Here is a 26238-nt window from a genome sequence, read left to right on the forward strand (position 1 = left end):
GGCGATATATAGTTCGAGCCGACCTGCGAGCCCAGCTTTCTGAAAGACCGCCAAACTCGTGTTTGCGACACGGTTTTCCGTGTGCCGAACGCCCCTTTTATCGTCCACCGATAAGCGGTGGTTTGAATGTCGAAGCGTGCGTTCAAGGCTATCTGACGGCCAGCGCGATTCCCACACGATGAAATTGCGAAAGCGCCCAAGGGGCATTCCCGGGGCACTCTGAGTACCCGCCAACAGCTCATAATTATCGATGTTGACAAATTGAAAATTTTACTTTGATATACGCTTATCGATATATAAGTATCGCATAGCGATAGCAGGCAGAAATGTATGATCCTCTTGTTCACCCCTTTCCAGATCAGGCGCAGTCCAATCCGGACTCATACTGGCTGAAGGTCAGCACAGGCGAGCCGGAAGATGATGGCGCCGTCGCAGGAGATGTCGATGCGGATGTCGCCATCATCGGTGGTGGCTACACGGGCCTGTCGGCGGCATTGGCTTTGGGGCGTGATCACGGGATCAAGGCCACTGTTCTCGAGGCTCGGTCTTCCGCATGGGGATGCAGCGGACGGAACGGCAGTTTTGCCCGCATTTCCGGCGGGCGTGTGCCGTGGTCGACGTTGGTGAAGACATATGGTGCGGAGGTTGCCCGGGCCTATTTCGGGGAACTCCGGCAGGGCCTCGATACCGTTCGCGCGTTAATCGCGGATGGCAGCGTCGATTGCGACAAGCAGCCGGACGGCGTCTACAAGGTCGCGACGTTTGCCAGCCATGCGGCTGCGCTGAAGCGGGAAGAGGAACTTTACAACACGGTTCTCGGCTATTCCGCACGCTATGTCGATGCCGCGGGGGTGCGTGGCATTCATGAGGGGCCGGAAAGTCACGGCGCGCTCTATCTGCCCGACGGGTTCTCCCTCGATCCCCTGAAATTTGCGCAGGGAGTCCATCACATGGCGCGCAGCCATGGTGCGCGCGTTCACACGAATTCTCCCGTCGTCGGCTGGAAGACGCAGGGCACTGTACATCACCTCGCGACACCCGGCGGAACCGTTCGCGCCAGACGGGTCATCGTTGCGACCAATGGCTACACGTCATCGCGCCTGCATTCGAGACTAGCTGGCCGCGTTCTGCCCGTTCATTCCCAGATCATCGTCACGGCGCCGATGACACAAGCGCAAGTCGATGCCAGCCTGCCCTCCGGTAGCTGCATGTTCGATACCCGTGGCCTGCTCTTCTACTATCGCCGTCTTCCCGACAATCGCATGCTGTTCGGCGGGCGTAGTGCGATTTCGGGTGCGGACGCGGCGGCGCCCCGCCACAGGCAATATCTCTACGAGGCGATGACGCGGAAGTTTCCGGCGCTCGCCGGGATCGCCGTGGAGAACTGGTGGGGTGGATGGGTCGCAGTCACCCGTAACTCCCTGCCGTTCTGCTATCAGGTCCCGGGTCTCGGCGATGTCTTCACCGCCGGCGGCTATGCGGGCAGCGGCGTCTCCTTCTCCATTCATCTCGGCACGAAGCTGGCGATGATGGCGGCCGGCAAGCCGTTCGAGACGGGTGCGACATTCCTGACCCGTGAACCGGAACGCTATCCGTTCGCGTCGTTCATCCGGCTTGGCCAGTGGATGGCTTATCGCTGGTTGCATGCCAAGGACGCGCGTGAAGCGCGTCGGGCAGGTTGAACATGCTCAATGGCTTTACAGAGCAGCGTCGCGCGAGCTCGGTTCGATCCAACGCGGACGGGCAAACCGCCCATCGCCATCGCATCGTGACAGCGGGGAGGGGAGTGCTATGACTGCAGGTCTCTCCAACCTGACGCGATTGGCTACCATGACTGAAGCTGAAGATTCACCTCTCTACGTCACCGCCCTTGCAAAAGGCCTTTCCGTTCTGACGGCCTTCGGTCCGTCACGACCGGCGATGAACCTCCTGGAACTCGCGGATGCCACCGGCCTGAACAAGAGCACCATTCAGCGTTCCGTGTTCACGCTGGAAGCGCTCGGCTACCTCGCGCGTGACGGCGGCTCCAAGCGATACCGGCTGACGGTCAAGTCGCTGGAAATGGGGACCGGCTACCTCCAGACCGCGGAATTGGTGGAGAGGGCCAACCCCTTCATCCAGCAGCTGAACCGCCAGACGGGCGAGAGCTGTAACCTGCTGGAGCCATGGGAAACGGACATGGTGTATGTGGCCCGGTTCACAAGCCACAAGGAAATGCCGATCCATGTTCCGATCGGTCAACGTCTTCCAATGTACTGCACGGCGGCAGGCCGCGCCTATCTCTCGGCGCTGCCGAAGGAGGCGGCGAGCGCATACATAGAGCGGTCAAAAAGGACGGCGTTCACCGCCCACACCGTGACGGATCCCGACGCGTTGATGGCGTTGCTGCAGCGCGCCCACACCGACGGTTTCTCACTCATTACCGAAGAAATCTACGTCGGCGACATCGCTGTCGGCGCCTGCATCGTCAATGCAGATGGTCAGCCACTTGCCGCGATCAATATCTCCGTGCCGTTCAGCCGGTGGCGGCCGGAACAGGTCCTGTCCGATCTCGCCCCGCAGCTCGTAAACACGGCACGAGCGATTTCGAGTGCCGCGAAGGGGCTGAAGCCCGCCGGCACAATCAAGCAACAAACGTAGTTTTCGTAAGGAGATCGAATGTCCATCCAACGCTTTGAACCGAACGGCAAGCGCCTGAGCCATGTGCTCGTTCACAACGGCATCGCCTATGTCACCGGGCAAGTGCCGGCCGATCGCAGTCAGGATGTCGCCGGCCAGACCGGCCAGGTTCTGGCGCGCATCGACGAGCTTCTCGCCAAGGCCGGAACCGACAAGTCCAAGATCCTTTTCGCACAGGTCTGGCTCAAGCACGTCGTCTCGGATTTCGCGGCGATGAACAAGGCCTGGGAAGACTGGATTCCGGAAACGGCGCTGCCGGCTCGTGCAACCGTCGAGGCCAATCTCGCAGCAGAGAACATTCTCGTCGAGATCGCAGTCCAGGCGGCTGTGTAACGTTCAAGCGCATTCACAATCGAAGAATTCCAAGCAAAGGATGGGGAACCGAATATGCGTACTTTTCTTGCAATGACTGCCATGGCGACGCTTCTCGCCGGTACGGTCGCCAACGCTGCTGATACGACGCTGACGATATCGAGCTATGGCGGCGTCTACCAGGAGGCCCAGTCGAAATCCTATTTCCAGCCCCTCATGGCTGAGAATCCGGGTATCAAGATCGTAGAAGACAGCTCGTCGAGCAATGCCAAGCTCAAGGCAATGGTGGAAACGGGCAACGTCACGCTGGACCTCCTGGTGACCGATGACAGTTTCGGCCTCGACACCGACGCGCAGTGGCTGGAGCCCATCGACTACTCCGTGGTCGACAAGTCCAAGTTCATCGAAGGCGCTGCCGGCACGTATCGTGTGGCGGCCGATATCGAAGGGACCGTGCTTGCCTATAACGCCGAAGAATTCGGCGGCGAGGCGCCGAAGGGTTTTGTCGACTTCTTCAATACCGAGAAGTTTCCCGGTTCGCGCGCGGTCTGGAAATATGCGGCGTCGGGCATTTTTGAAGCCGCTCTCATTGCCGATGGCGTGAAGCCTGAGGATCTTTACCCGATCGATGTCGAGCGTGCGCTCAAGAAGCTCGATACGATCAAGGAGGACCTCGTCTGGTGGGAAAGCGGTTCGCAGTCCGAGCAGCTTCTTTCCAGCGGCGAAGCGAGCATGGCGCTCGTCTGGGTCGGCCGTGCCGTCAACGTTGCCGAGAAGGGCATCAAGATCGACTGGACCAATTGGACGTCGCAGACCGGATACTGGGTCGTGCCCAAGGGCACGAAGAACAAGGAAGCGGCGATGAAGGCGATCAATTTCTTCACCGAGCCGGCCCAGCAGATCGCCTTCACGAAGTACATGCCCTATGGCCCGTCCAACAAGAACGCGCTGGCTTCTGTTGATGCCAAGTTCAAGGGCAGCCTGCCGACGGACCATCTCGACACGCGCGTCATGATGAATGCTGACTGGTGGGCCGAAAACGGCGCGAAGGTCGACCTGCGCTTCCAGGAATGGCTTCTTCAGTAACGGATATGGCAGGGACCTGCCCGCGAAAGCGGGCGGGTCCAAGGCACAACCTCGTATTTCGGGTTTAAGATGAACGTTTCAGCTCAGGATGGCGGCGCGCCGGCATCAGCGCGTGCACCATGGTCGCTTCCTGTGCCATCAGCGTTCTGGCTGATTGCACCGGCGGTCCTGTTTCTCGCGCTCTTCTTCGTATTCCCCTTGCTGAAGCTCGTCGCGATCTCGCTGCCGGGCGGAAGCCTGGAATACTACGAGCAGATCTTCACGACCCCGGTCTTCCTGCGGGTGATCGGTGAGACTTTTCGGGTGTCGCTCATCGTGACGTTTGTCACCATCGCGGTGGCCTATCCCTATGCCTACGCCATGGCGCACGGCGGACGCACGGTTCTCCTGCTCCTCACCGTGGCGTTGCTCATTCCGTTCTGGGTGAGCCTGCTGCTGCGCAGCTTCTCCTGGATCGTGCTGCTTCAGAACAGCGGTCTCATCAATGATTTCCTGATCGCTATGGGTCTGATCGAGAAGCCCGTTCGCCTGATACGCACACCCTTCGGCGTGATGATCGGTATGGTCCACATTCTCCTGCCCTATGCCGTCCTGCCGCTCTATACCGTCATGAAGAAGATCGATCTGCGGCTGATGGAAGCCTCTTCCATCTGCGGCGCCAGCTGGCTCAAGGGGTTCATGCGGATCTATTTCCCGCTGTCTCTGCCGGGTGTGGCCGCATCCGCCATTCTCGCCTTCACACTTGCTTTGGGCTTCTATATCACGCCCGCACTTCTCGGCAGTCCGCGAGACATGATGATCGCGCAGATGATCGCCGGGCAATTCAACGAGCAGCTTAATTTTGGCCTCGGCGCCGCGCTCGCCGTTGTCCTCATGGTTCTAACAGCCGTTGCCTTCGGGCTGTTTGGCGCCGCGCGTGCTGCGCTCCAGTCGCGTGGCCGCGCGAAGGGCGGGGTGTGACATGGATCGTCTGAGACGCGCGCTCTTCTGGTTCATCGTCAGCCTCACGGCCTTGTTCCTGCTTTTGCCCACGCTGATCATCGTGCCGATGTCGTTCACGACGACCACCACACTGGAGTTCCCCCCTGTTGGCTTCACGCTGGACTGGTATGGCAAGGTCATCGGCGCGGCCGACTGGCAGAGCGCGCTGATCAACAGCCTCGTCGTCGCGATTGCTGCGGCAGCGCTCGCGACTGTCGTCGGCACGGCGGCCGCCCTTGCACTGCACGCGCATCGCTTCCCGGGCAAGGCCGTCGTCATGGGACTGCTGCTTAGCCCGATGGTTACGCCGGTCATCGTGCTTGCCGTCGGCATGTATATGGTGTTTTCGGGATGGGGCCTCGTCGCCACGCGGCTCGGGCTCGTTCTCGCCCACACGGTGCTGGCGATCCCGTTTGTCGTCGTCTCCGTGCTGGCCAGCGCCGGCATGGTGAACCCCTCACTGGTGCCCGCCAGCCTTGGCCTTGGTGCGAGCCGCTGGTTCACCTTCAGGCGCGTCACACTGCCGCTCATCATGCCGGGGGTGCTTTCCGGCGCTGTGTTCGCGTTCATCACGTCGTGGGATGAGGTCGTCATTGCGCTTTTCCTTGCCGATGCACAGACCCGCACCGTACCGATCATGATCTGGAACCAGGTCCGCACCAATCTCGATCCGGCAACAGCCGCCGTCGCGGCCATTCTCATTCTTCTATCGGCGCTCGGCGTCTTCCTTTCATATAAATTCAGGGACGCGAGATCATGAACGCTGTTCTCCAGAACAACGCCGCAACGGCAATGACGCTCGAAGGCGTTTCGAAACTGTACGGCCCCGTGAAGGCGCTCGACAACGTATCCTTCGAGCTCAGGAAGGGCGAGTTCCTGACGATGCTCGGCCCGTCGGGTTCCGGCAAAACGACATCGTTGCGCGCAATTGCGGGCTTCATCCAGCCGACGGCCGGTCGTCTTCTGATCGACGGGCGTGACATGACCGGCGTTCCGCCGCAGAAGCGCAATATCGGCATGATGTTCCAGGATTACGCGCTCTTCCCCCATATGACGGTGCTGGAGAACATCGGCTACCCTCTCGAAACGCGCGGCATCAAGCGTGCGGAGCGCGAGAAGCGCAGCATGGAAATGCTGGAGATCGTCGGTCTGGCACATTGCGCGACGCGCTATCCGAAAGAAATGTCCGGTGGCCAGCAGCAGCGCGTGGCGCTTGCACGCGCCCTTGTCTTCAAGCCAGATATCGTGCTGCTGGACGAGCCGATGGCGGCCCTCGACAAGAAGCTACGCGGGCAGATGCAGATCGAAATCATGCACATTACCCGGCAGGTCGGCGCGACCGTGGTCTCCGTCACGCATGACCAGGAAGAAGCCCTGGTCATGAGCGACCGGATCGCCATCTTCAAGGATGGTCGCCTCGAGCAGATCGGCAGCCCGCACGAGCTCTATCAGCAGCCGCGTTCCGAGTTCGTGGCGGATTTCATCGGTGAGGCGAACCTCCTGCATGGCAAGACCCGCGTGATGCCGGACGGCGTGGTCGTCGAAGGCGATGGTTGGAATGTCAGCCTGCCGAAGGACGATCCGCAGGGGCAGGCCCTCACGGCGACGAACACAGCTTGCGTTGTCCTTCGTCCGGAGCGCATCCGCGCTGTCGCGGCCGGATCGCCGGGCGGCAATGCCGGCGAAGGTGTGATCGAAGACAAGATCTACCTGGGCGTTGAGTATCGACTGGTCGTGCGCATGAACGACGGGAGCAAGGTCAATATCCGTAGCCGTGACGTTGCGGCCATCGCCGGCATGAAGGCGGGAGACAGGATCGGCATGGCCTGGGCCCCCGACGATATCGTGATCATCGGTGCATGAAGAGACGGACAGGCAAAGAGATGGATCGAGACAGCCGTCACCCTGCGGTGACCTTTTTCTGGAACGGCGCGTCCGTCATCGGGCAGCGCGGGGATACTGTTGCGGCCGCGCTGTGGCGAGCGGGCATTACCACGCTCGCCCGCTCGCGGAAGGTCCATCGCCCGCTAGGCTTTAGCGGCTCCTACCCGACCGGTGTGCTGGCGCGCGTCAACGGCCGACCGAATGTGCGCCTCGATCAGCTATCCGTCGAGACAGGGCTTGTCGTCGAAATGCAGAACACGTGGCCGTCGCCGCGTTTCGATGTTCTTCGTCTGGCGCAGGCCTTGCCGGCCAAACTCGTCTACGGCGGGTTCGAGCATGGCGCGTGGATGCCGAAGAGTGGTCTGGCCTATCGCCTTGCGGAAAGGGCGATGGCAAACCTTGCCGGTGTCGCACGCCCTGCGGACGTCGCCACTGTGCCGGCAGTCGTCCCCGGTGAACGTTTGGAGGTGGACTGCCTTGTCGTAGGTGGCGGTCCCGCCGGGATTGCCGAAGCCAACAGGCGCGTCGCGCTTGGTCAGACGGTGGCGCTCGTTACCCGCGGCGAGAGCCTTGCCCGGTTCGCCACATCCATGGGAGCGGCCATAGAGGAACTGAACTCCGATGTGCGTCTCTTTTCCGGGATGGAACTCTTCGGCGCCTATCGCGACGGCGCTCTTATGGTCGCGGCATCGCATGACCACCGTCGCGGCGCCGTCGCCTTCCTTCCGAAGGAGACGGTACTTGCAACAGGACGCCGTTCGATCCCGCCGTTAGTAAGGGGCAGCCAGCTGCCGGGTGTGTTCGATGCTCACTCCGCACTGCAACTGGCTGCCGTTCACCGCGTCAAGCCGGGTAAGCGTGTCGCGGTCGTTGGCACGGGAGCGGAGATAGACGTAGCAGAAAAGCTGATCGCGCTTGGTGTCGATGTGGTCCACCGCGGCCCGGTCTCAGACCTCATCGAAATTTCGGGGCGCCGCCGCGTAACGGGGGTCCGCGCCGATGCGCACATCCGGTGCGATGCGGTCGTGCACGCCGGGCCCTGGCGGGCCGATCCGAGTCTCGGTTTCCAGACCGCCGGCGAGGGCCTTTTCCAGGTGCAGGTCCGCCCTCTGCCGCACTCAGTTTCCATCGCAGGCGCCGCCGCGCGGGGCGATGAGCGCATCCACGCGTCACGGCATGTGCATCCAGACACGTTGATCTGCCCGTGCATGGACGTGACGGCCGGCGAGCTCTACAGCCATATCGACGCCGGTGAGACGGATCCGGAGGTCCTCAAGCGGTTGACCTCGTGCGGCATGGGAACCTGCCAGGGTTTCCCCTGCTGGGACAACATGCTTGCTTTGCTCGCGGCTCGGGTGGGTGCAGAACCCGAAGTATTTGCCCGTCCGACCCACCGGCCACCGCGCCGTTCGATCACCGTCGCGCAGGCCGCGGGCCTTGCCTCATTGGTGGAGCCTGACAGATGAACACGTTGCCGCTTCCCAAACGGGCATCCGTCGTCATCATCGGCGGCGGCGTTCAGGGCCTTTCCGTTGCTTTCAACCTCGTCGAGCAGGGCCAGAAGGACATCCTGGTGCTTGACGCCGGCTATTGGCAGGGCGGGGCTTCCGGCCGCAACGGCACGCTCATCCGCCCCGGCTTCGCATCCGTGGCGTGGACGGAGCTTTTCGTTCTGACGGTCAATGAATGGCGCAGCTGGTCGAGGCGGCTGGGCGAAAACGTCATGTTCACGCAGCGCGGTTACTCGGTGGTTTCAGAAATGGAAAAGAGTGAGGCCATGTTGCGCGAAGGGTTGAAGGTGCAGCAGAGCCTTGGCGTCAACAGCTGGATGTTGTCGCGCCGCGAGATCGATGACCTGCTTCCCGCAATCAACAAATCCCGCGTGCAGGCAGTACAACATCAGCCGGATGGCGGCGTGGCACCTCACCACGCGGTGATGAAGGGCTTGTTGGCCTTCTGCCAGCGCAACGGCGTGGACGTTCGTTACCGCACCGCAATTTCCGGTCTGGAGCGTACGGGCTCACGCGTCAGCGCGGTGCTCGTCGGTGATCACCGGATCGAGGCCGATTGCGTGGTCTCTTGTGCCGGCCCGAACAACCCCGATATCGCGGCAATGGCTGAGGTTCCCCTGAACGGCTTCGGCATGCGCATTGAAGCGATGGCGCTCGAACCGACACGTCCGCTCATCAAGCCTGCGATCGCCCTGATCGATAGCCTTGCCTATTTCCACCAGACCTCGCGCGGTGAGGTGGTGGGCGGTACGGAGGTGCCGGAGAGGCCGCGTATGTCGTTGAAGGTGGACCTGCCCGTGATGGCCAACATGGCGAAGGTCTATCTGGAGATGTTTCCCCAGCTTGGCGAGGTGCGCATCCTGCGCCACTGGGCGGGGCAGTTCCATGCTTCGACGGACTATGCGCCGCTCATGGGCGAGCATCCTGATCTCAAGGATCTCTGGTTTTCGGCCGGGTGGTCCTACGGGTTTGCCGGCGCGCCTGCGGCCGGCCGGCTGCTGGCGGAAGCCATTGCCAAGGGCCGCATCGATCACCGCATGAAACCGTTCGCGCTCGACCGGTTCGAGACGACGGGGCCGATCATCGAAGGCGGCATCGTCCTTGCGTGAGATGCCGCAAAACGCGTTGAAACAATAACAGGAAGGACAGCTCGATGAGCCATCACGAACAATTCTACATCAATGGCGAATGGGTATCGCCGGTTTCGCCGAAGACGCTCGATGTCATCAATCCGGCAACCGAAGAGGCCTTCACCCGCATCTCTGTCGGTTCCGCCGCCGATGTGGACAAGGCTGTCGCCGCCGCAAAGACAGCCTTCGAGACCTTTTCGCGGACGACGCCCGCCGAACGGCTTGCCCTTCTGAAGCGCGTCCACGAGGTCTATCTCGAGCGCTTTGAGGATATCGCACGGGCCGTATCGGCTGAAATGGGCGCGCCGTTGGCCTTCGCAAGGGATGCGCAGGCCTGGGCAGGCCGCGGACATCTCGAATCCACCATCAAGGCCTTCGAGACCTACGAATTCAGCGAAAAGCGCGGCACGACGACGGTCGTCAAGGAGCCGATCGGTGTATGCGCGCTGATCACGCCTTGGAACTGGCCGCTCAATCAGATCGTCTGCAAGGTTGCTCCGGCCATTGCGGCAGGGTGCACCGTTGTCCTGAAACCCTCGGAGATCGCGCCGATCTCCGGCATCATCTTCGCCGAGATCATGCATGAGGCGGGCGTGCCGAAGGGCGTGTTCAATCTGGTGAACGGCACGGGCCCGGATGTCGGCCAGGTCATGGCCTCCCATCCCGATGTCGACATGGTCTCCTTCACCGGTTCGACCAGAGCCGGCATCATCGTCGCGAAGGCAGCGGCCGATACGGTGAAGCGTGTGGCCCAGGAACTGGGCGGCAAGTCGGCAAACATCATCCTGCCCGACGCGGATTTCGAAATGGCCGTCACCAAGGGCGTGCGCGGCTGCTTCAGCAATACCGGACAGTCCTGCGATGCGCCGACCCGCATGCTCGTCCCGCGCGATCGCCATGACGAGGCGCTCGCGATCGCCAAGGTGGCGGCGGAAGAATTCCGCACCGGCGACCCGAATTCGGAGGATACGAATCTCGGCCCCGTCGTAAGCGACGTGCAGTTCAGCAAGATCCAGGGCCTGATCGAGAAAGGCATCGAAGAGGGTGCGACCCTTGTGACCGGCGGTCTCGGCCGCCCCGACGGTCTCAATCGCGGCTACTATGTCCGGCCGACGATTTTCGGCAATGTCACACCCGATATGACCATCGCGCGCGAGGAAATCTTCGGACCGGTTCTCTCCATCATCTCCTACGAGGATGAGGACGACGCAATCCGCATCGCAAACGATACCGTCTACGGTCTCGCTGCCTATGTCCAGTCGACCGATATCGAACGCGCCCGCCGGGTGGCATCGCGCATGCGCGCCGGTTCGGTCTATCTCAACTATCCGGCATGGGACACGATGGCCTCGTTCGGTGGCTACAAGCAATCCGGAAACGGTCGCGAATATGCCGATTTCGGCATCCACGATTTCCTGGAGATCAAGAGCATCGTCGGCTTCGGCGATTGATACTCGAGGAGGCACGGGACGTCCCGTGCCTCCGTTACGTCTTTGATTCGCAGTGACGATAAAAGGTCCTTTGCGATCCGAGACGCTCCGCTCTCTTCGGAAAAAGCCGTAACATCGAGGCTAGCGGCGGCTTGCCTTCGAGCACATCGTCGCGATTTGCCATATCCATCCCGGCTTACTAAAACGGCCGGTACCGTCGGCTTTCATGGATATGTTCGCTGCGGCCAACTACATCGAGGTCACGCCGACCTGCATCGCTGATGCCGGACCTAGGAGAAAAACATGCCATCAATCACGATCCTCGACGGCGGCATGAGCCGTGAACTGGTGCGTCTCGGCGCGACGCTCCGGCAACCCGAATGGTCGGCGCTGGCTCTTATGGAAAGCCCTGATATCGTTCGGCGCGTGCATGAGGAGTTCATCGCGGCGGGCGCCGATGTGATTACGACCAACAGTTATGCGCTGGTACCATTTCATATCGGCGAGACCCGTTTTCGCGAGGATGGCAGGCGCCTGATCGCTCTTGCGGGACAGTTGGCGCGTGAGGCGGCGGATGCCGCCGGTGACGGCCGGGTCCGCGTCGCCGGCTCGCTGCCGCCGATCTTCGGCTCCTATGAACCGCAACTGTTCCGACCGGACCGTGTGCACGACTACCTCTCCGTTCTCGTAGAGGAACTGGATGCTTCGGTCGACGTGTTTCTGGGAGAAACACTCAGCTTGATTGCAGAGGCCGAAGCGGTCCAGCAGGCCGTCGCTCCGACTGGAAAGCCGTTCTGGATTTCTTTCACGCTGCAGGACGACCCCGGGGCCGAGGCGCGGCCGCCCGTCTTGCGCTCGGGTGAAAGTGTCGAAGAGGCAGCGCGCTGGATAGCCGGCTCGAATGCCGCTGCGCTCTTGTTCAATTGCAGCCGTCCAGAAGTGATGCGAAACGCCATCGCCGTGGCAAGCAGGGTCCTAGCGGAAGACGGCCGGACCGTTCCGCTCGGCGTTTATGCCAACGCCTTCACGACGGACGACGAGGGGGCAGCGAACGAAACGCTCCATGCCATTCGTGACGATCTTTCGGATGATCGCTATTCAAGCTTCGCCTGTGACTGGGTGGAAAGCGGTGCGACGATGATCGGCGGCTGCTGCGGTGTCGGCGCCGCGCATATCCATCGCGTGAAGCAGCGTTTATCGGCGGATTGAGAAGCCGAACCGCGCCCGTCTCCTATTGCTTCACGGTCGTCGCCGGCGGTCACCCGACGCCAGCGATGGCCAGACCAGATTCCGCTCGATCCAGGTTGGAGATATTTTATTCGAGAAAACCGGCGTGCGTCATGCTCGTGGGCACGGCGACGCCGAGGCGTGACAGGATCGTCGGTGCGACCTGCAACTGGTTGAGCAGCGTATCCTCGGGCGGGCCTTCGCCGCCGCCGAACCAGTAGAAAGCGAAGTCCTGCATTTCCGGGTCATGTCCACCATGATGGCCGCGATCGGTCTGGCCATGATCGGCCGTCACGATGACCTCGTAACCGTTCTTGCGCCAGCGCGGCAGGAAGGCGGCAAGCTGCGCGTCGATGGCGAAACAGGCATGATCCATCTGCGAGCAGTCGTGCCCGTAGCGATGCCCCATGCTGTCGAGCGTACAGGTGTGCAGGATGCCGTAATCGATGTGATGGCGTTCGGTCAGCATTGTCAGCGTCGCGAACAGGTCGAGGTCGCTCGGCGTCATCTGGTTCTGATGGTTGTAGCCCGCCATGGTGTGAAACCGACCATGATGGATCGGACCTTCCGCGTCGTCGTACTCGATGTCCTCGACCATGTCGAAGGGCGCGCGGCGAAAGAAGGTGGACCAGAAGGAGTGCGTGACGGCGCCTGTCTTGCCGCCGGCCTTCGTCACCTCCGAGAAGATGTCCGGCTGTGCCACGCGAAACAGCGTCTCGTTGGAGAGCACGCCATGCACCTGCGGCGGGACCCCCGTATGGATCGATGCGTAGCAGGACGCGGAGGTGGAGGGCAGAACCGAACGCATGCGCCAGACGCGCGCCTCGCCGGCCTGGACCCAGCCCTCCAGGTTGCCCATGAGCCGGCGCGCATTGCGCCACGGCTGTCCGTCGAGAATGATGATGAGGAGTTTGTTGCGAAGCGGCATCATGTATCCCTGATAGTGAAGGACGCAACGCCTGAAGCGGTGCGCCACATGCGGTTCGTCAGGCGCTCAGCCAGCAACGCAACGGTGCATCGGCGTTCATGAGTTCACCGGCCGGATTGTCCTCCCAGCCGAGAATGTTCTCGCTGACGCCGTCGATGAAATCGTTGAACATCGGCGAAATGAGACCGCCTTCGTCACGCATCATTTCCGAGAGGTCGCGATACATGGCGCGCCGCTTCGTCTCGTCGAGTTCCGCGCGGGCGGCGACGACGAGCTTGTCGAAAGCCTCGTTCTTGAAGCGCGTGTCGTTCCAGTCCGCCGAGGAAATGTAGCCGGTGGAATACATCTGGTCCTGCGTCGGACGGCCACCCCAATAGGAGGTGCAGAAGGGCTGGACATTCCAGACATTCGACCAGTATCCGTCACCGGGTTCGCGTTTCACATCGATCGTGATTCCGGCCTTCTTCGCGCTCTCCTGATAGAGAACCGCGGCATCGACGGCGCCGGGAAATGCGACTTCCGACGTGCGCAGCACGATCCCGCCGCTATGACCGGACTTCTTGAAATGGAAGGCTGCTTTTTCCGGATCGAAGGTCCGCTGTTCGATCTCCTCGAAGAGCGGATAGGCCTTGTTGATCGGCGTATCGTTGCCGACGCTTCCGTAGCCCATCAGAATACGATCGATCATCGTCTCGCGATCCATGGCGTATTTCAGGGCGAGGCGCAGGTCCTTGTTGTCGAACGGGGCCGTGTCGCAGAACATGTTGAAGGGATAGAAGCCACGCCCGGAGACGTTCTTGATCATCACCTTCTTCATGTTCTTGAGCAGGGCGACCGTTTTCGGCTCGATGCGATTGATCATGTGAACCTGGCCGCTTTGCATCGCGGCGATGCGGGCCGTCGCATCGTTGATGACGATGATCTCGACCTGCTCGGCAAACCCCGCCGTTTCGCGCGCCCAATAGTTTTCGAAACGTGTCGCGTTGTAGCGGACGCCCGGCTCGCTGCTGGCCAGTCTGTAAGGCCCGGTTCCGATCGCGGCCTCCGGATTGTCCTTTCCGCCATTCGGCTGGATGACCAGATGATAGTCGTTCATCAGGAAGGGCATATCGGCATTGGCTTCGCTGAGCGTGATGACGACGGCATCGCCGTCCGCCTTGATGGTCTGGATACCCTTGAGAACGCCGAGCGCGCCGGACTTGGCGCTCTCGTCCGAATGCCGTTCGATCGTTGCAACGACGTCATCGGGCGTCAGCGTCTTGCCATCGTGGAACTGCACGTTTTTCCGGATCTTGAAGGTCCAGGTCCTGGCATCGGCGGAGGCCGTCCATTCTTCAGCCAGCACCGGGACGGGCGAGCCGTCCGGCGCCAGCCAAACGAGGGTTTCGCCCCACAGATGGTTCACCATGGCGCTCACCTGGTTTGTCGCCAGGCCGGGGTCGAGGCTGTCCGTCGAAGCGCCACCCTGCATGCCGACCTTGATCGTGCCGCCGCGCACCGGGCCTTCCGCGCGTGCCGCCGTGGACAGCAAGGATCCTGCCGCGGCGAGGCCCAGGCCGAGCACCGCGCTGCGGCCGAGAAAATCGCGCCGCGACATCCGGCCCTTTGCGACGAGCTCGGAAAGATAGGTCAGTTCATCCATCGCTTTTTCCCCTGATACAGCGGTGCGCGTGCCGCGCGGCCGATCGTTTTCGGGGCGGATACTAAACGGCAAGATTACCGTGTATATGTCCAGAAATCGCAAGAATGACCAGTCCACTTTCGGGCCGGCACGTCTGCGTGGAGTGCTGGCATGGGCCGAACAATTGATGGTTTTAGTCTGGACGGGCTCATGCTTGATGGCCAGGGCGCTCGACCTCTCTATCTCCAGCTTTATGATGGGCTGCGGGAAATGATTCTTTCGGGCGCAATTGCCGGGGGAACACGCATTCCATCATCACGCGTCCTGTCAGAAAGCCTCGGCGTCTCTCGCTTCACCGTGGTCACGGCACTCGATCAACTTGCCGCGGAAGGGTATCTCCACTCCGCGAGGGGTAGCGGCACCTATGTGGAAACCGTCCCGAGGCGGCAGGAGGCCGGAGCGGGTTTGGGGAGGCAGCCAGACGATGCTGCTACCGGACGCTTTGAAAAAATGCTGTCGCGGCGCGGACAGGCGCTGACATGGCGCACTTCACTGACGCTGAACGACGGCTCCCAGCACCTCCATATGGCAAGCCCCGATCACCGGCTGTTTCCGGTGGACATCTGGTCGCGGCTGACGAGGGAAGTTTATGCGGAGGGGGATTTCCGCATCGTCAACTATCGGGAAATCTTTCAACCCTCTCTGCTCGAAGAGCAGATTGCCCGCCATATCGCGGTAAGCCGCGGTATCCGCTGCGAACCGGAGGAAGTGGTCACCACGCTGGGTGGGCACCACGCCGTGACGCTTCTTGCCGAACTGCTGCTGAACCCCGGAGATACGGTTGCGTTTGAGGAACCGGGAATGGCGGCCATCCGGTCGATTTTCCAGTCCGCTGGCTGCAATATCGTCCCAATGCATGTCGATGTATCAGGGCCAAATCCAGAGACGGCCGCACATCGTGATGTCAAGCTTGCCTTCGTCACCGCGGCCAAGCAGCAACCGATGACGGTCGCCATGCCCCTGAAACGCAAACTGGAGATGCTGCATTGGGCCGCCGACCGTGACACCTTGATCATCGAGGACGACCTGGGAAGCGAATTCCGATACCGCGGCGGACCCATCCCGCCGCTCAAGGCCCTGGATCAGGCCGGGCAGGTTATCTATGTCGGCGCCTTCAGTATGACGCTGCTGCAATCGCTGCGCGTCGGTTACATGATCATGCCGCGGGCGTTGGCGGAGCGGTGCCGCCGGCTGATCCAGGTCCGCTACAGGGCGTTGCCGCAGTTCACCGAACAGATCGTCGGCCGTCTTATCGAGGATGGTCACTATACGCGGCATCTTCATCGCATGCGGCGGATCTATGCTAAGCGCCAGACCCGTCTGCTGCAGATCCTGAGATCGGACTTCTCCGACATTTTCGAGCCGCCGGAATTTGCATCAGGCTTCTACAACCTGTGCTACTTCAAGGATCAATCCATTGACGAGAATGCAGTTCTGATCCGGTGCCGTCAGCACAATCTCGGGGTCGAGCAACTATCCTACTACTATGCGGATCGAACATCACCGCGCAAAGCGCTCCTCGTCGGCTTCGCCGCCTCGAACGAAGATGAAATCGAACATGCAACAAAGCTGCTAAAGCACTGTATCGACATGAAATAGCGCTGTTCCGGTCGTATCGATCCGCGCGGTTTCGGACGTAGACATGCCTTTTAGCCGGCCAAGCAAACTCGAAGGCGGTTCATGACAGCCCGACGGGGTTGAGCATCGCTTAAATTTTTATTCTCATTTTATTAAGTTTGTTGGAGAAAACTCTTTTCCAGGGGCCGACTGATTGTGGGGAGACCGCGTTGAACGCGTAACCGAAGTACGGAGGTCTCAGCATGCCCCATCTAACCGTGCTCGTCGTGGAAGACGAAACGCTGATCCGCATGGCCCTGGCCGATGCCCTTCTGGATGAGGGGCATGACGTCATCGAGGCGTCAAGCGTGCTTGAGGCCGTTGCAGCCTTCGGCACGCACCCTATCGATTTTCTGATAACGGATGTGGATATGCCGGGGGGGCTCAACGGGTTCGATCTCGTGCGCTTCGTTCGGCACCACGATAACCGTGTGGGCGTCATCGTCGCATCCGGCGGACGCCATCCCACAGATGCAGATCTGGAGCCCGGCGAGACTTTCATCCCCAAGCCTTATCGGCTGGACGAGATCATCGCCCACCTGAACCTCCATGGCCTCCGGGAGGAGCGTCGAATGAAGGCGTAGTCCACCAGTACAACATGCGCTTGGCAGGGCGTAATACCGTCATGTGGCATCCCGATAGCTCGCCGTCTCGGGGGGAGGCGGGCTGGTGCGAAAACGCGCGCCTTTGAGCCAGAGCTTGAGCGCCTCCCAGTGAATACCGGCCATTACCTTCAGTGTCATGAAGGGAAAGCGCAGGAGGTATCGCGCGAGGTTGGCGTCGGTCAGCGGCGCGGCCTGCGCATGGAACGTGGCGGCCAGGACCGGCTCCTTGCCCGCGGTTTCATGGATGCGTATGCGCAGCGCTTTTCCGGGCGGCAGGACGCGGAAGTGGTAGCGCAGTCCCATGTCCATGAAGGGCGAGACGTGGAAGATCTTGGTTCGGGACTGGCGGATGCCGGCAGGGCTTTTCTCATCCTCGAGCACCGGCGCGACATAGCTGTGCCGCTCGCCGAAGGTGTTGCGCACGGCGTAGATGATTGCGACCAGCCGTTCGTGTGCATCATAGGCGAAATAGGTGGAGAGAGGGTTGAAGACATACCCGAACATGCGCGGATAGGCGAGCAGCAACACACGCGCCGCCGGCTTGTCGAGCCCGGCACGCGCCAGCAGGCGGTCTGCGAACATGCGCAGCGTCTCACCCTTTTCCTCGACGTGATCGCTTTCGCGGAAAGAAAGAATGCCCGGTTTGTTCACGGCGAGGAGGCGGGTGCTCCGGGAAAGCGCATCGAGACGGTCGATATCGACCAGCAGGGAGAAGACGCTGTAGCTGAAACGGTGTCCGAACGGTTTGAGCCGCTGGTGCATGACCTTACCGGGATAAAGCGTGCCCGCCGCCGTCGGCGCCGGTCCGTTCTCGGCCATGCTGGTAATGCGGTCTTGCCTCATCTTTTTCCTCTTGGCCGAGCCTTTACGGCGCCGATTGCCAGTGGACATTCTTGCACAACACACCGCCCAGGATGCAGCCGCGGGTGACAAGCGATTTGCCTGAGACCTGCACCGTGATCGCATATGTTCGGTCGCGTTTGGCATCATAGGCGGTACCGGCGAGTGTGTTCGCCGATTTCGGCTTGAGCGACATGACCAGCCGGTCTCCTGCCTCTTCACCCTTGCTGGTATCGCCAATCCACAGATTGGTGGCACAGATGTTGTTGCCGCAGGGCGCGATGCGCACGCGCGCATTGCCATCGTCGCGCAGCCATACGCCGCTGGGATCGGCAGATTGCTGCGCGTAGGACACAGCGGTGGTCGACATCAAGGCGGCGCATGCAGTCAGAACGGCTATTCTCATCGATCCATCCTCCTTGCCTTTGCTTGAAATACGCAAGTGCGCGCCAATCGGTTCACTTTCGGTGATCCGCCGAAGTCGGGATGGCGTAGTCAGAGACGAGGAAACCGCAGGAGACACCGCCATGAAAACGATCGCAACGGCTTACCTGGCGACCGGCATTGCATTCCTGATCGTCGATGCCATCTGGCTGTCGACCATGGCGGACATGCTATACAGGCCGCTGATGGGCGATAAGCTCGCACCGCAGTTTCATCTGGCGCCGGCCATCGTTTTCTATCTGATCTATGTCGCCGGCATCGTCTTCTTTGCCGTGATGCCCGCACTCGATGGTGGTGGCCTCGCCAAGGCTGCGCTGAATGGCGCGGTGCTCGGGCTTGTGGCCTATGCGACCTACGACCTGACCAACCAGGCGACGCTGAAGGATTGGCCGCTTGCCGTAACCCTTGCCGACATTCCCTGGGGTGCCTTCGTGACCGTCGTTGGCGCGTCAGCCGGTTTTCTCGTCGCCAGCCGCGTTGGGTGATTGTTCCGCCTCGGCCAGTATGCCGGAGAACAGCAGAGCGACAAAGGCTGTCAGCGTGCTGGCGCTTAGGAGATTGAGGCGGGCCAGCGCGGCATACTCAACCGCATCGTAGACGGCGAGCGGTGGTCCATAGCCATCATGCAGCAAGAGAAACACGCCGAAAGCAAGTGCGGCGATCGCCAGCGCGGCCAGACGCTCACAAGGGCGAAACAGCAACAATGCGATGACCCCGCAGGGGATGAGAAAGATCTCGACCGCTGAGGCGGTGCCGAAAAGCCAGGCAGAAAGCACCGTATTCCCGATGCCCGCCAACGGAAGGAGCGCCCGGCCGGCCGCGCCGTTCCGGCGTGAAACGGCGGGCACGGCGAGGAAGAAGGGCGTGGAGAGGAATGTGAACCACGCCGCGGTGATGTCGTCACTGACCAGCCAGAAAAGATAAAGCGGATAGAAGGGCTGGTTCGAGGCTACCAGCAACGCGATCACGTTCGCGGCAGCGACGCGGGGGTCGGGATGGCGGGCATAGGCCCGAACCATCTCGGCTGCCTTTGCAATAAGAGAGATCACCGTCCTGTGCCGGCGGGGCGGAGGCGATAGTGGCTGACACCCCATTCCTCGCCATTGGCGTGGCCGAAGAGCCCCGCCGTGGCGAGGAAGAACAGTCGCCAGCGCCGCATCCAGAGCGTGGCATCAGGCCCATAGGTCGCATTGAAAATGGTTCGGATCTCGTCTCGGTTCTTGTCGAAATTATCGAGCCAGTCCAGCGCAGTGCGCTCGTAGTGCTTGCCGTTCCAGCGCCAGTCCTTTTCGACGATGAAGCTGTCGCTGAACTCCCGCACGAGACCGTGGCTTGGCATGACACCGCCGGTGAAGAAATATTGAGCGATCCAGTCCGCCTTGTCGGAATGGTCGAAACGGTAGGCGATCTTGCGGTGCGAGAAGACATGCAGGAAAAGCCGGCCGTCGTCGCGGATCCAGCCGCGCGCCCGGTCCAGAAGAGACTTCCAGTTGGACATGTGCTCGAACATCTCGACCGAAACGATCCGGTCGAAAGTGCCTTCGGGAGAAAAGACATTCATGTCGGCGGTGACCACCGAGAGGTTGCCGAGACCGCGCGCGGCAGCCTGCGCCTCGATATGGGCGCGTTGCGAGGCCGAGTTCGAAACGCAGACGATGCGGGCGGCAGGGTAGCGCTCGGCCATGAAGAGGGAAAGCGAGCCCCAGCCGCATCCCAGTTCCAGAATGTCCTGCCCGTCGGCAACGTCCGAATGGCCGCAGGTTTCTTCAAGCGCCGCAATCTCCGCCTGCGCCAGCGTGGTGTTGGGCGAGGAATAGAGGCAGGAGGAGTATTTTCGGCGCGGACCGAGCGTCAGCGCGAAGAATGCCGCCGGCAGTTCGTAATGCTGGGAATTCGCTTCATCGGTGTGAACGGCTATCGGCCAATCGGTCATCGAACGGGCAAAGTCGTGATCGGTCGGGCCACCGGTCTCAGCCAGCAGGCGTCGCGTGCGGCCGACCAGCCGGCTGATGCCGAAGCGAAGGGCAGGGTCGGGAACGGGCAAACGCTCGGCGGCAGTGATGGCGGTAACGGCAAGGTTCATGACGTCTTCTCCCTGTTTGGCAGCCCGGGCCAGAACGCATTGACGCGATCGGCATAGGCGGTGAAGGCAGCGCCCCGCGAGCGCATCATGTGAGCTTCGAGCGGCGGAATTCCCGAGACATGCACGAGCAGCCAGTACATGAAGGCCGGACCGGCGAGTGCCACCCAGCCCCAGCTCCACGCGCCAGCCGGGCCGATGGCGATGACCGCATATCCGCACCAGCCGAGCCACTGGAAGAAGTAGTTGGGGTGACGGGAAAGGCTCCACAGCCCCTCGTCACAGACCTTCCCCTCGTTGGTGGACCTGCCGCGGAACCGTGACAGCTGCGCGTCGGCGATACCCTCACCGATCACGGCCATGGCGAGGATGGCGATGCCGGCAATATCGCTCCAGTGCAGCCCCTCTGCCGGGTTTCTCGCTGCAATGAAGATGGTCGCGGCCAGGAGAAGGGCTGCTGCGGCCTGGATCTGCAGGAAGAGAAACAGGCGAAAGCGCCAGCTTTTCCCCCATTCCTCACGCAATCGGGCATAACGCGGATCTTCACCGCCTTGCAAAGTGCGCCGCAGGATATGGATGCCCAGCCGACAGGACCAGAGCCCGGCGGCCGCGGCGATGAGGAGCCGGCGCTGCCAGTCGCCTTCCCAGCCATCAACGGGCGCGAGTGCTGCCGTAACGCCGGCAGCGCCGACAAGGAACGACCAGACCGCATCCACCCAGCCGGATGCCGCCCCCTTGACGACGGCAAACCACACAGCGGTCATCACGAGCGCGGCAGCGGCAGCCAGGAGAAGGAAAAGCACCGCCGCCGTCATGATTCAGATCCCGAAAATCGGCTGCAACATGCGGCCGATGACATTCTTGAAACGCATCTTGCCCTCCATGGCTGCAAGGCAGATGCATTCGCCATCAGGGTCGACCACGGGTTGGTGCTCGACGTCGTCGTCCATCTCGGCGAGGTCGCCGGGACGAAACGTTCCGAACTTGTCGGAGAACGAACCGGAGACGATGTAGGTGAACTCCGTACCGACATGGCCATGATCGGGAAGCGCGCGACCGGGGCCGACTTTTAGCAGGATGAGGTTGGCGTCGGGATCCTGCGGAACGCCGACGCGGCTCATCTTCATGCCGGGACCGATCCAGCGCCAGCGTCCGATATCGCAGCCGCGCAAAGCGTCCGGCAGGCGGATACCCTCGATTTCCATGGGTGCGAGTGGCGGCTGTGCGATCGCCGCTGCGTCCTCCTCGTCATCGAGCATGGCGAGCGTGTCGTTCAATGCTTTCGCCGAAAGCGGGGTGGGGGCCATATCTTCCAGGACGGCGCCGCCGAGCGCCTCGAACGTGCCGATGCGGGCGCGACAGGCCGGGCAGCTCGCCAGATGCGCCTCGACCACGATGGCTGGTCCCGCGGCAAGCGTGCCGGCGGCAAAGCGCATCAGAGTTTCGTCGGTTGCGTGATGTGTGGTGGTCATGATTTGTCTTCCAGCAGCGCGCGCAGGCGATTCATTGCCAGGCGTGTTCTAGATTTCACGGTGCCGAGGGGGATACCCAGCTCATCGGCGATTTCGGTCTGCGATTTCTCGCTGAAGTAGGAAAGCCGGATGATCGTCTGCTGCTCCGGTGAGAGAGCCGTCAACGCCCGGCGCACCTGCGCGTCGCGCTCGGCTCCGAGCAATTCGTCCTCGATCGTCTCAGGTCCGTCTTCGGGGTCTGGCGGCAGCGCCGATGGATCACGCTGCCGGCGCAGATGATCGATGCGAATGTTGCGCGCGACGGTAAAAATCCAGGTCGCGACGCCCGCCCGCTCCGCATTGAAATAGGTAGCTTTGCGCCAGACCGTCAGCATCGTTTCCTGCACAAGATCCTCCGCCACACTGGAAGAGATCGTCCAGCGCAGGAAGAACGTCTTCAGCCTCGGGCCGAAATAACGGAAGAGCAACGCGAAGGCCTGGCGGTCCCGGCCTTGGGCGACCTGCATCATCATTTCCACGAGCGCGTCGGGCGACGGTGTTTGTTGTGTATCCCTTGAACTTACCACGGCAAGCCGCCGGCCTGTCGGCACAATGGGTTTGTGATCAATCTCAACGGGGCTCGAAACTTCATTCATGGGTCCTTCTACGCGGCGTTTTCCGGAGTGGATCACACCGGACGAAATAGGTTTCCGGCAGTGATCCGTCAGAAGCCCGTGCTCGTAAAGAGCTCTATTAGTTTCTCATGAGTTCGGTAGCCGCAGAAGGATTGTCATGCGCCATTTTCCTCAATCGGACCGTCCCCTTAAAATTGCGGTGGTGGGCACGGGCATTGCCGGTCTTTCCGCTGCATGGCTTCTGTCGCAGCGCCATGAGGTAACGGTTTTCGAGGCTGACAATCGCGTGGGCGGCCATTCGCATACTGTAGAGGCGGGCGGCGTCCCCGTCGACACCGGCTTCATCGTCTATAACGAGGCGACGTATCCCAACCTCACGGCGCTGTTTGCGCATCTCGACGTGCCCACCCGGGCATCGGACATGTCCTTCGCCGTTTCCATGGATGGGGGGCAGCTCGAATATGCGGGGACAAACCTTGCCGGCCTTTTCGCGCAGCGCAGCAATCTGGCAAGCCCGCGTTTCTGGTCGATGCTGCGCGATCTCGTGCGCTTTTATCGGCAGGCGCCGAGCGGTGTGAGAAATCTCGATCCGTCCGCGAGCCTCAACGATTATCTCGACAGTGCGGGCTTCGGCCGCGCCTTTCGTGAGGATCATCTCTATCCGATGGCGGCCGCTATCTGGTCGACGCCGGCGCTGGAGATCGGCAATTATCCGGCTCTTTCCTTCGTGCGTTTCTGCGAAAACCATGGTCTTCTGAAATTCGCGCGTCGGCCGGTCTGGCGCACCGTCGATGGTGGCAGCCGTGCCTATGTCGAACGGCTGATCGCTCCGTTCCGCGATCGCATCCGCACCAATGCGCCGGTGAAGTCGATCCGCCGGGTGAACGGTGCCGTGGAGATTTCCACGCCGGGTGCCGAGCCCGAATGGTTCGATCATGTCGTGATCGGCGCTCACGCCGACCAGGCGCTCGGCATGCTGGCCGATCGCTCGCAACGGGAGTCCGATCTGCTGGGCGCCTTCGCCTACGGCGACAACGAAACCGTCCTGCACCGGGACGAAAGCCTCATGCCGAGCCGGCGCCGCGTCTGGGCGAGCTGGAATTATCTGGCGAAGTCCGGGCGCGATGGTACCGCGCCCCGCAAGCCCTGCGTGACGTACTGGATGAACAGGCTACAGGGTATTTCCGATGAGCGTCCATTCTTCGTGACGCTCAGCCCGCTCCATGCGCCGGCCGAGGACAAGGTCATCTGGCGGGGACTTTATCAGCATCCCCTTTTCAACGCCGCCACCCTTGCCGCGCAGAAGCAGCTCTGGTCACTCCAAGGCGAAGGCAACACCTGGTTCTGCGGCTCGTACTTCGGATCGGGTTTTCACGAGGATGCCATCCAGGCCGGGTTGGCGGTCGGCGAAAGCCTGGGGGGAGCCAGCAGGCCATGGACCGTGCCGGGGCATTCCGACCGGATTTTCTGCGCCCCGCAACACGCGTGATTTCGCCTGGCTTACGAACAGAGAAGAGGCGCGGCATTTCTGCCGCGCCCGATGTCGATCTACTTGATTGGCGGTGACGCCTTGCCGAGCTTGACCGAGGGTTCACGTCCCCAGACACGCAGCTTGCCGAGTTCGGAAACGAAGCCTGCCAGGCCGTCCTCGCCCGGAAGCATGATGACGCCTTCGTCGAGGGTATCGCCGATCCCCGCTTTTTCCAGCAGTTTGGCCGCCGATGCGTCATAGCCGATGAACTTGCAGTGCTGGAAAGCATCCGCGACGAAGTCACGAGCGGCCGCTTCCATCACAAGGTCGTCGATGGCCTCTGCGGACGTCAGGAGTGCGACGGCATCGAACAGGACGGACGGTCCGCCATCGATCATGTGATGTGCCTCCACCCATGATCCGTCCGACGCCGTCACGCCACCGACCTTCGGAGCGATCAGTTCACAGACGGCTTTTTCCTTTTCCACCGCCGCCATCATGCCCTTCAGCAGTTTGGCGTCCACGCCGTCGGTGACGACGATGCCGAGCTTGCGGCCTTCGAACCGCTTGGGGCCCTTCTCGACGATGCTGAGTGCCGGCGACGGTTCGAGATCCTGGCGCGTCGGTACCGCCGCGTCGGCGGGCTTGGGCATCGACTGGAAGCCGAGTTTCTGGGCGACCGTCGCTGCCAGCGTCTCATCGATATTGAGGAGATGCGAGACCATACGCTCGCGGATGACGGGCGTTTCGACTTTGCTCAGCTCGAAGGTGAGCGCGGCTGCGATATGGCGCTGCTCGGGCGGAGTCTGGCTGAGATAGAACTGCCGGGCCTGGCTGTAGTGGTCGGCAAAGCTCCCGGGACGCAAGCGCGCCTTGATGCCTTGTTCCTCGACGGGGTAGGGGCGATGGCCGCGCATGGGGGATTCGCGCGGTCCCTCGTTGAACGAATTCGGCTGGTAGTTCGCCCGGCCAACCGGATTTCGCATCGCCATGTGGCCGTCCTGCTGGAAATGCGCGAACGGACACTTGGGCGCATTGATCGGCAGGTGTGTGAAGTTCGGGCTTCCCAGGCGCTTCAGCTGGGTGTCGAGATAGGAGAAGTTCCGACCTTGCAGCAGCGGATCGTTGCTGAAATCGATGCCCGGCGGCACGTTCTGCGTCATGAAGGCGACCTGTTCGGTCTCGGCGAAGAAGTTGTCCGGCATGCGATCGAGCACCAGCCGCCCGACAGGCTGCGGCTTGAGGATTTCCTCGGGGATGATCTTCGTCGGGTCGAGTACGTCGAAGTCGAAGCTGTCGGCGAAATCCTGGTCGAACAGCTGGACCTGCAATTCCCATTCCGGGAAATTGCCCGACTGGATCGCCTGCCAGAGGTCGCGACGGTGAAAATCGGGATCGGCACCATTGATTTTGACTGCTTCGTTCCAGGCGACCGATTGCAGCCCCAGCTTCGGCTTCCAATGAAACTTCACGAAGGTCGATTCGTCCTTGGCGTTGACGAAGCGGAAGGTGTGGACACCGAAGCCTTCCATGAAGCGGAACGAGCGCGGAATGGTCCGGTCCGACATGATCCACATGACCATGTTCATGCTCTCCGGAGTCAGGCTGATGAAATCCCAGAAGGTGTCATGCGCCGTCTGCGCCTGCGGGAAGGCCCGATCGGGCTCCTGCTTGGCGGCGTGGATGAGGTCAGGGAACTTGATTGCATCCTGGATGAAGAAAACCGGGATGTTGTTGCCGACGAGGTCCCAGTTGCCTTCCTGGGTATAGAGCTTGACGGCGAAGCCGCGAACATCGCGTGCAAGGTCTGCCGAGCCCTTGTTGCCGGCAACCGTCGAGAACCGGACAAAGGCTGGCGTCCGCTCGCCGGGCCGCTGGAATAGATCGGCCTTGGTATAGGCGGCAAGCGATGCGTAGGTTTCGAAGAAGCCGTGCGCCCCATAGCCGCGGGCATGAACGACACGCTCGGGAATGCGCTCGTGGTCGAAGTGGAAAAGTTTCTCGCGGAAATGGAAATCGTCGATGACGAGCGGACCCCGCGGGCCGACGCGCAGGGAGTTCTGGTCGTCAGCGACAGGTCCGCCCTGGGCGGTGGTCAGGATCGGCGCGTCGCCGTCATCAGCAGTCTGGTGAAGTTCGCCGCCTTCCCCCCTTTGCAGCTTCACATCGTGGATGGTGGCGGTATCGGCCGCACGGCGCTGCGACGGGGCAGTTGTTTTCTTGGCCATGGATCTGGCTCCCTCTCA

General features: G+C 61.6%; 25 protein-coding genes. 15 read left to right on the forward strand and 10 right to left on the reverse strand.

Annotated features, from left to right (window positions below; translation table 11 throughout):
- Positions 1–326: 326 nt before the first annotated feature.
- From B5M41_RS02255 to B5M41_RS02305, 11 genes are all read left to right on the forward strand, one after another.
- Complete coding sequence (locus B5M41_RS02255) at positions 327–1682, forward strand: NAD(P)/FAD-dependent oxidoreductase (RefSeq protein ID WP_134646576.1); 1356 nt, start codon at positions 327–329, stop codon at positions 1680–1682.
- Positions 1683–1791: 109 nt separating this feature from the next.
- The gene (locus tag B5M41_RS02260) at positions 1792–2640 is read left to right on the forward strand and encodes an IclR family transcriptional regulator (protein ID WP_202402171.1); all 849 of its coding nucleotides are present in this window, start codon (positions 1792–1794) and stop codon (positions 2638–2640) included.
- An 18-nt stretch (positions 2641–2658) separates the two neighbouring features.
- On the forward strand, positions 2659–3012 hold the full coding sequence (locus B5M41_RS02265; protein ID WP_134646578.1) for a RidA family protein: 354 nt from the start codon (positions 2659–2661) through the stop codon (positions 3010–3012).
- A 54-nt stretch (positions 3013–3066) separates the two neighbouring features.
- Positions 3067–4077 carry an ABC transporter substrate-binding protein gene (locus tag B5M41_RS02270; protein ID WP_134646580.1) on the forward strand — a complete coding sequence of 337 codons (1011 nt, stop codon included), beginning with the start codon at positions 3067–3069 and terminating at the stop codon, positions 4075–4077.
- Positions 4078–4146: 69 nt separating this feature from the next.
- Positions 4147–5037: an ABC transporter permease gene (locus B5M41_RS02275; RefSeq protein WP_134646582.1), complete on the forward strand. Its 891-nt coding sequence runs from the start codon at positions 4147–4149 to the stop codon at positions 5035–5037.
- Position 5038: 1 nt separating this feature from the next.
- The gene (locus tag B5M41_RS02280) at positions 5039–5818 is read left to right on the forward strand and encodes an ABC transporter permease (protein WP_134646584.1); all 780 of its coding nucleotides are present in this window, start codon (positions 5039–5041) and stop codon (positions 5816–5818) included.
- Positions 5815–6921 (forward strand): ABC transporter ATP-binding protein, encoded by a 1107-nt coding sequence (locus tag B5M41_RS02285; protein WP_134646586.1) that lies wholly within the window; start codon positions 5815–5817, stop codon positions 6919–6921. Before B5M41_RS02280 ends, B5M41_RS02285 begins: the two co-directional genes overlap by 4 nt.
- Positions 6922–6941: 20 nt before the next feature.
- Positions 6942–8408 (forward strand): 2Fe-2S iron-sulfur cluster-binding protein, encoded by a 1467-nt coding sequence (locus B5M41_RS02290; protein ID WP_167718794.1) that lies wholly within the window; start codon positions 6942–6944, stop codon positions 8406–8408.
- Positions 8405–9562 carry an NAD(P)/FAD-dependent oxidoreductase gene (locus B5M41_RS02295; protein WP_134646590.1) on the forward strand — a complete coding sequence of 386 codons (1158 nt, stop codon included), beginning with the start codon at positions 8405–8407 and terminating at the stop codon, positions 9560–9562. The genes B5M41_RS02290 and B5M41_RS02295 overlap by 4 nt, the downstream gene beginning before the upstream one ends.
- Before the next feature lie 44 nt (positions 9563–9606).
- A complete protein-coding gene (locus B5M41_RS02300) occupies positions 9607–11034 on the forward strand; it encodes an aldehyde dehydrogenase family protein (protein WP_134646592.1) in 1428 nt (475 codons plus the stop codon).
- 282 nt (positions 11035–11316) lie between these two features.
- Positions 11317–12222 (forward strand): homocysteine S-methyltransferase family protein, encoded by a 906-nt coding sequence (locus B5M41_RS02305; protein ID WP_134646594.1) that lies wholly within the window; start codon positions 11317–11319, stop codon positions 12220–12222.
- A 106-nt stretch (positions 12223–12328) separates the two neighbouring features.
- Here B5M41_RS02305 and B5M41_RS02310 read toward each other — a convergent pair whose 3' ends face one another.
- Both B5M41_RS02310 and B5M41_RS02315 read right to left on the reverse strand, forming a co-directional pair.
- Positions 12329–13168, reverse strand: coding sequence for an alkaline phosphatase family protein (locus tag B5M41_RS02310; RefSeq protein WP_134646596.1), 840 nt, complete (start codon positions 13166–13168; stop codon positions 12329–12331).
- Between the two features lie 58 nt (positions 13169–13226).
- A complete protein-coding gene (locus B5M41_RS02315; RefSeq protein WP_134646598.1) occupies positions 13227–14810 on the reverse strand; it encodes an ABC transporter substrate-binding protein in 1584 nt (527 codons plus the stop codon).
- Positions 14811–14960: 150 nt separating this feature from the next.
- Between B5M41_RS02315 and pdxR the strand changes: the two genes are divergently transcribed.
- Positions 14961–16448, forward strand: a complete 1488-nt coding sequence (pdxR, locus tag B5M41_RS02320) for a MocR-like pyridoxine biosynthesis transcription factor PdxR (RefSeq protein WP_134646600.1) — start codon at positions 14961–14963, stop codon at positions 16446–16448.
- A gap of 221 nt (positions 16449–16669) precedes the next feature.
- Entirely contained in the window at positions 16670–17050 is a 381-nt protein-coding gene (locus B5M41_RS02325) for a response regulator (RefSeq protein WP_134646602.1), read from the forward strand.
- A gap of 39 nt (positions 17051–17089) precedes the next feature.
- On the opposite strand, the gene B5M41_RS02330 is transcribed toward B5M41_RS02325, so the two are convergent.
- Positions 17090–17914, reverse strand: a complete 825-nt coding sequence (locus B5M41_RS02330) for a DUF1365 domain-containing protein (RefSeq protein WP_134646604.1) — start codon at positions 17912–17914, stop codon at positions 17090–17092.
- Positions 17915–17936: 22 nt separating this feature from the next.
- Positions 17937–18317 carry a DUF2147 domain-containing protein gene (locus B5M41_RS02335; RefSeq protein ID WP_134646786.1) on the reverse strand — a complete coding sequence of 127 codons (381 nt, stop codon included), beginning with the start codon at positions 18315–18317 and terminating at the stop codon, positions 17937–17939.
- Between the two features lie 121 nt (positions 18318–18438).
- Between B5M41_RS02335 and B5M41_RS02340 the strand changes: the two genes are divergently transcribed.
- A complete protein-coding gene (locus B5M41_RS02340) occupies positions 18439–18840 on the forward strand; it encodes a DUF2177 family protein (protein ID WP_134646606.1) in 402 nt (133 codons plus the stop codon).
- On the opposite strand, the gene B5M41_RS02345 is transcribed toward B5M41_RS02340, so the two are convergent.
- Genes B5M41_RS02345 through B5M41_RS02365 form a run of 5 tightly spaced genes read right to left on the reverse strand, consistent with a single transcriptional unit; the run spans position 18805 to position 22542 of the window.
- Positions 18805–19374: a hypothetical protein gene (locus tag B5M41_RS02345; RefSeq protein ID WP_134646788.1), complete on the reverse strand. Its 570-nt coding sequence runs from the start codon at positions 19372–19374 to the stop codon at positions 18805–18807. The two genes, B5M41_RS02340 and B5M41_RS02345, sit on opposite strands and share 36 nt — an antisense overlap.
- Before the next feature lie 26 nt (positions 19375–19400).
- Positions 19401–20438 carry an SAM-dependent methyltransferase gene (locus B5M41_RS02350; protein ID WP_134646608.1) on the reverse strand — a complete coding sequence of 346 codons (1038 nt, stop codon included), beginning with the start codon at positions 20436–20438 and terminating at the stop codon, positions 19401–19403.
- Positions 20435–21250 carry a DUF1295 domain-containing protein gene (locus tag B5M41_RS02355; protein ID WP_134646610.1) on the reverse strand — a complete coding sequence of 272 codons (816 nt, stop codon included), beginning with the start codon at positions 21248–21250 and terminating at the stop codon, positions 20435–20437. Before B5M41_RS02355 ends, B5M41_RS02350 begins: the two co-directional genes overlap by 4 nt.
- 3 nt (positions 21251–21253) lie before the next feature.
- On the reverse strand, positions 21254–21907 hold the full coding sequence (locus tag B5M41_RS02360) for a ChrR family anti-sigma-E factor (protein WP_134646613.1): 654 nt from the start codon (positions 21905–21907) through the stop codon (positions 21254–21256).
- Positions 21904–22542 (reverse strand): sigma-70 family RNA polymerase sigma factor, encoded by a 639-nt coding sequence (locus tag B5M41_RS02365; RefSeq protein WP_134646615.1) that lies wholly within the window; start codon positions 22540–22542, stop codon positions 21904–21906. The genes B5M41_RS02360 and B5M41_RS02365 overlap by 4 nt, the downstream gene beginning before the upstream one ends.
- A gap of 136 nt (positions 22543–22678) precedes the next feature.
- Between B5M41_RS02365 and B5M41_RS02370 the strand changes: the two genes are divergently transcribed.
- On the forward strand, positions 22679–24010 hold the full coding sequence (locus B5M41_RS02370; RefSeq protein WP_134646617.1) for an NAD(P)/FAD-dependent oxidoreductase: 1332 nt from the start codon (positions 22679–22681) through the stop codon (positions 24008–24010).
- A 59-nt stretch (positions 24011–24069) separates the two neighbouring features.
- Here B5M41_RS02370 and katE read toward each other — a convergent pair whose 3' ends face one another.
- Positions 24070–26220, reverse strand: a complete 2151-nt coding sequence (gene katE / locus B5M41_RS02375) for a catalase (RefSeq protein ID WP_134646619.1) — start codon at positions 26218–26220, stop codon at positions 24070–24072.
- Positions 26221–26238: the final 18 nt, after the last annotated feature.

The organism is Shinella sumterensis, from assembly GCF_004514425.2.
Lineage (GTDB): Bacteria > Pseudomonadota > Alphaproteobacteria > Rhizobiales > Rhizobiaceae > Shinella > Shinella sumterensis.

Coding starts and splice junctions, on each gene's coding strand:
- B5M41_RS02255 (WP_134646576.1), top strand. CDS start 327: ATGTATGATCCTCTTGTTCACCCCTTTCCAGATCAGGCGCAGTCCAAT.
- B5M41_RS02260 (WP_202402171.1), top strand. CDS start 1,792: ATGACTGCAGGTCTCTCCAACCTGACGCGATTGGCTACCATGACTGAA.
- B5M41_RS02265 (WP_134646578.1), top strand. CDS start 2,659: ATGTCCATCCAACGCTTTGAACCGAACGGCAAGCGCCTGAGCCATGTG.
- B5M41_RS02270 (WP_134646580.1), top strand. CDS start 3,067: ATGCGTACTTTTCTTGCAATGACTGCCATGGCGACGCTTCTCGCCGGT.
- B5M41_RS02275 (WP_134646582.1), top strand. CDS start 4,147: ATGAACGTTTCAGCTCAGGATGGCGGCGCGCCGGCATCAGCGCGTGCA.
- B5M41_RS02280 (WP_134646584.1), top strand. CDS start 5,039: ATGGATCGTCTGAGACGCGCGCTCTTCTGGTTCATCGTCAGCCTCACG.
- B5M41_RS02285 (WP_134646586.1), top strand. CDS start 5,815: ATGAACGCTGTTCTCCAGAACAACGCCGCAACGGCAATGACGCTCGAA.
- B5M41_RS02290 (WP_167718794.1), top strand. CDS start 6,942: ATGGATCGAGACAGCCGTCACCCTGCGGTGACCTTTTTCTGGAACGGC.
- B5M41_RS02295 (WP_134646590.1), top strand. CDS start 8,405: ATGAACACGTTGCCGCTTCCCAAACGGGCATCCGTCGTCATCATCGGC.
- B5M41_RS02300 (WP_134646592.1), top strand. CDS start 9,607: ATGAGCCATCACGAACAATTCTACATCAATGGCGAATGGGTATCGCCG.
- B5M41_RS02305 (WP_134646594.1), top strand. CDS start 11,317: ATGCCATCAATCACGATCCTCGACGGCGGCATGAGCCGTGAACTGGTG.
- B5M41_RS02310 (WP_134646596.1), bottom strand. CDS start 13,168: ATGCCGCTTCGCAACAAACTCCTCATCATCATTCTCGACGGACAGCCG.
- B5M41_RS02315 (WP_134646598.1), bottom strand. CDS start 14,810: ATGGATGAACTGACCTATCTTTCCGAGCTCGTCGCAAAGGGCCGGATG.
- pdxR (WP_134646600.1), top strand. CDS start 14,961: ATGGGCCGAACAATTGATGGTTTTAGTCTGGACGGGCTCATGCTTGAT.
- B5M41_RS02325 (WP_134646602.1), top strand. CDS start 16,670: ATGCCCCATCTAACCGTGCTCGTCGTGGAAGACGAAACGCTGATCCGC.
- B5M41_RS02330 (WP_134646604.1), bottom strand. CDS start 17,914: ATGAGGCAAGACCGCATTACCAGCATGGCCGAGAACGGACCGGCGCCG.
- B5M41_RS02335 (WP_134646786.1), bottom strand. CDS start 18,317: ATGAGAATAGCCGTTCTGACTGCATGCGCCGCCTTGATGTCGACCACC.
- B5M41_RS02340 (WP_134646606.1), top strand. CDS start 18,439: ATGAAAACGATCGCAACGGCTTACCTGGCGACCGGCATTGCATTCCTG.
- B5M41_RS02345 (WP_134646788.1), bottom strand. CDS start 19,374: ATGGTTCGGGCCTATGCCCGCCATCCCGACCCCCGCGTCGCTGCCGCG.
- B5M41_RS02350 (WP_134646608.1), bottom strand. CDS start 20,438: ATGAACCTTGCCGTTACCGCCATCACTGCCGCCGAGCGTTTGCCCGTT.
- B5M41_RS02355 (WP_134646610.1), bottom strand. CDS start 21,250: ATGACGGCGGCGGTGCTTTTCCTTCTCCTGGCTGCCGCTGCCGCGCTC.
- B5M41_RS02360 (WP_134646613.1), bottom strand. CDS start 21,907: ATGACCACCACACATCACGCAACCGACGAAACTCTGATGCGCTTTGCC.
- B5M41_RS02365 (WP_134646615.1), bottom strand. CDS start 22,542: ATGAATGAAGTTTCGAGCCCCGTTGAGATTGATCACAAACCCATTGTG.
- B5M41_RS02370 (WP_134646617.1), top strand. CDS start 22,679: ATGCGCCATTTTCCTCAATCGGACCGTCCCCTTAAAATTGCGGTGGTG.
- katE (WP_134646619.1), bottom strand. CDS start 26,220: ATGGCCAAGAAAACAACTGCCCCGTCGCAGCGCCGTGCGGCCGATACC.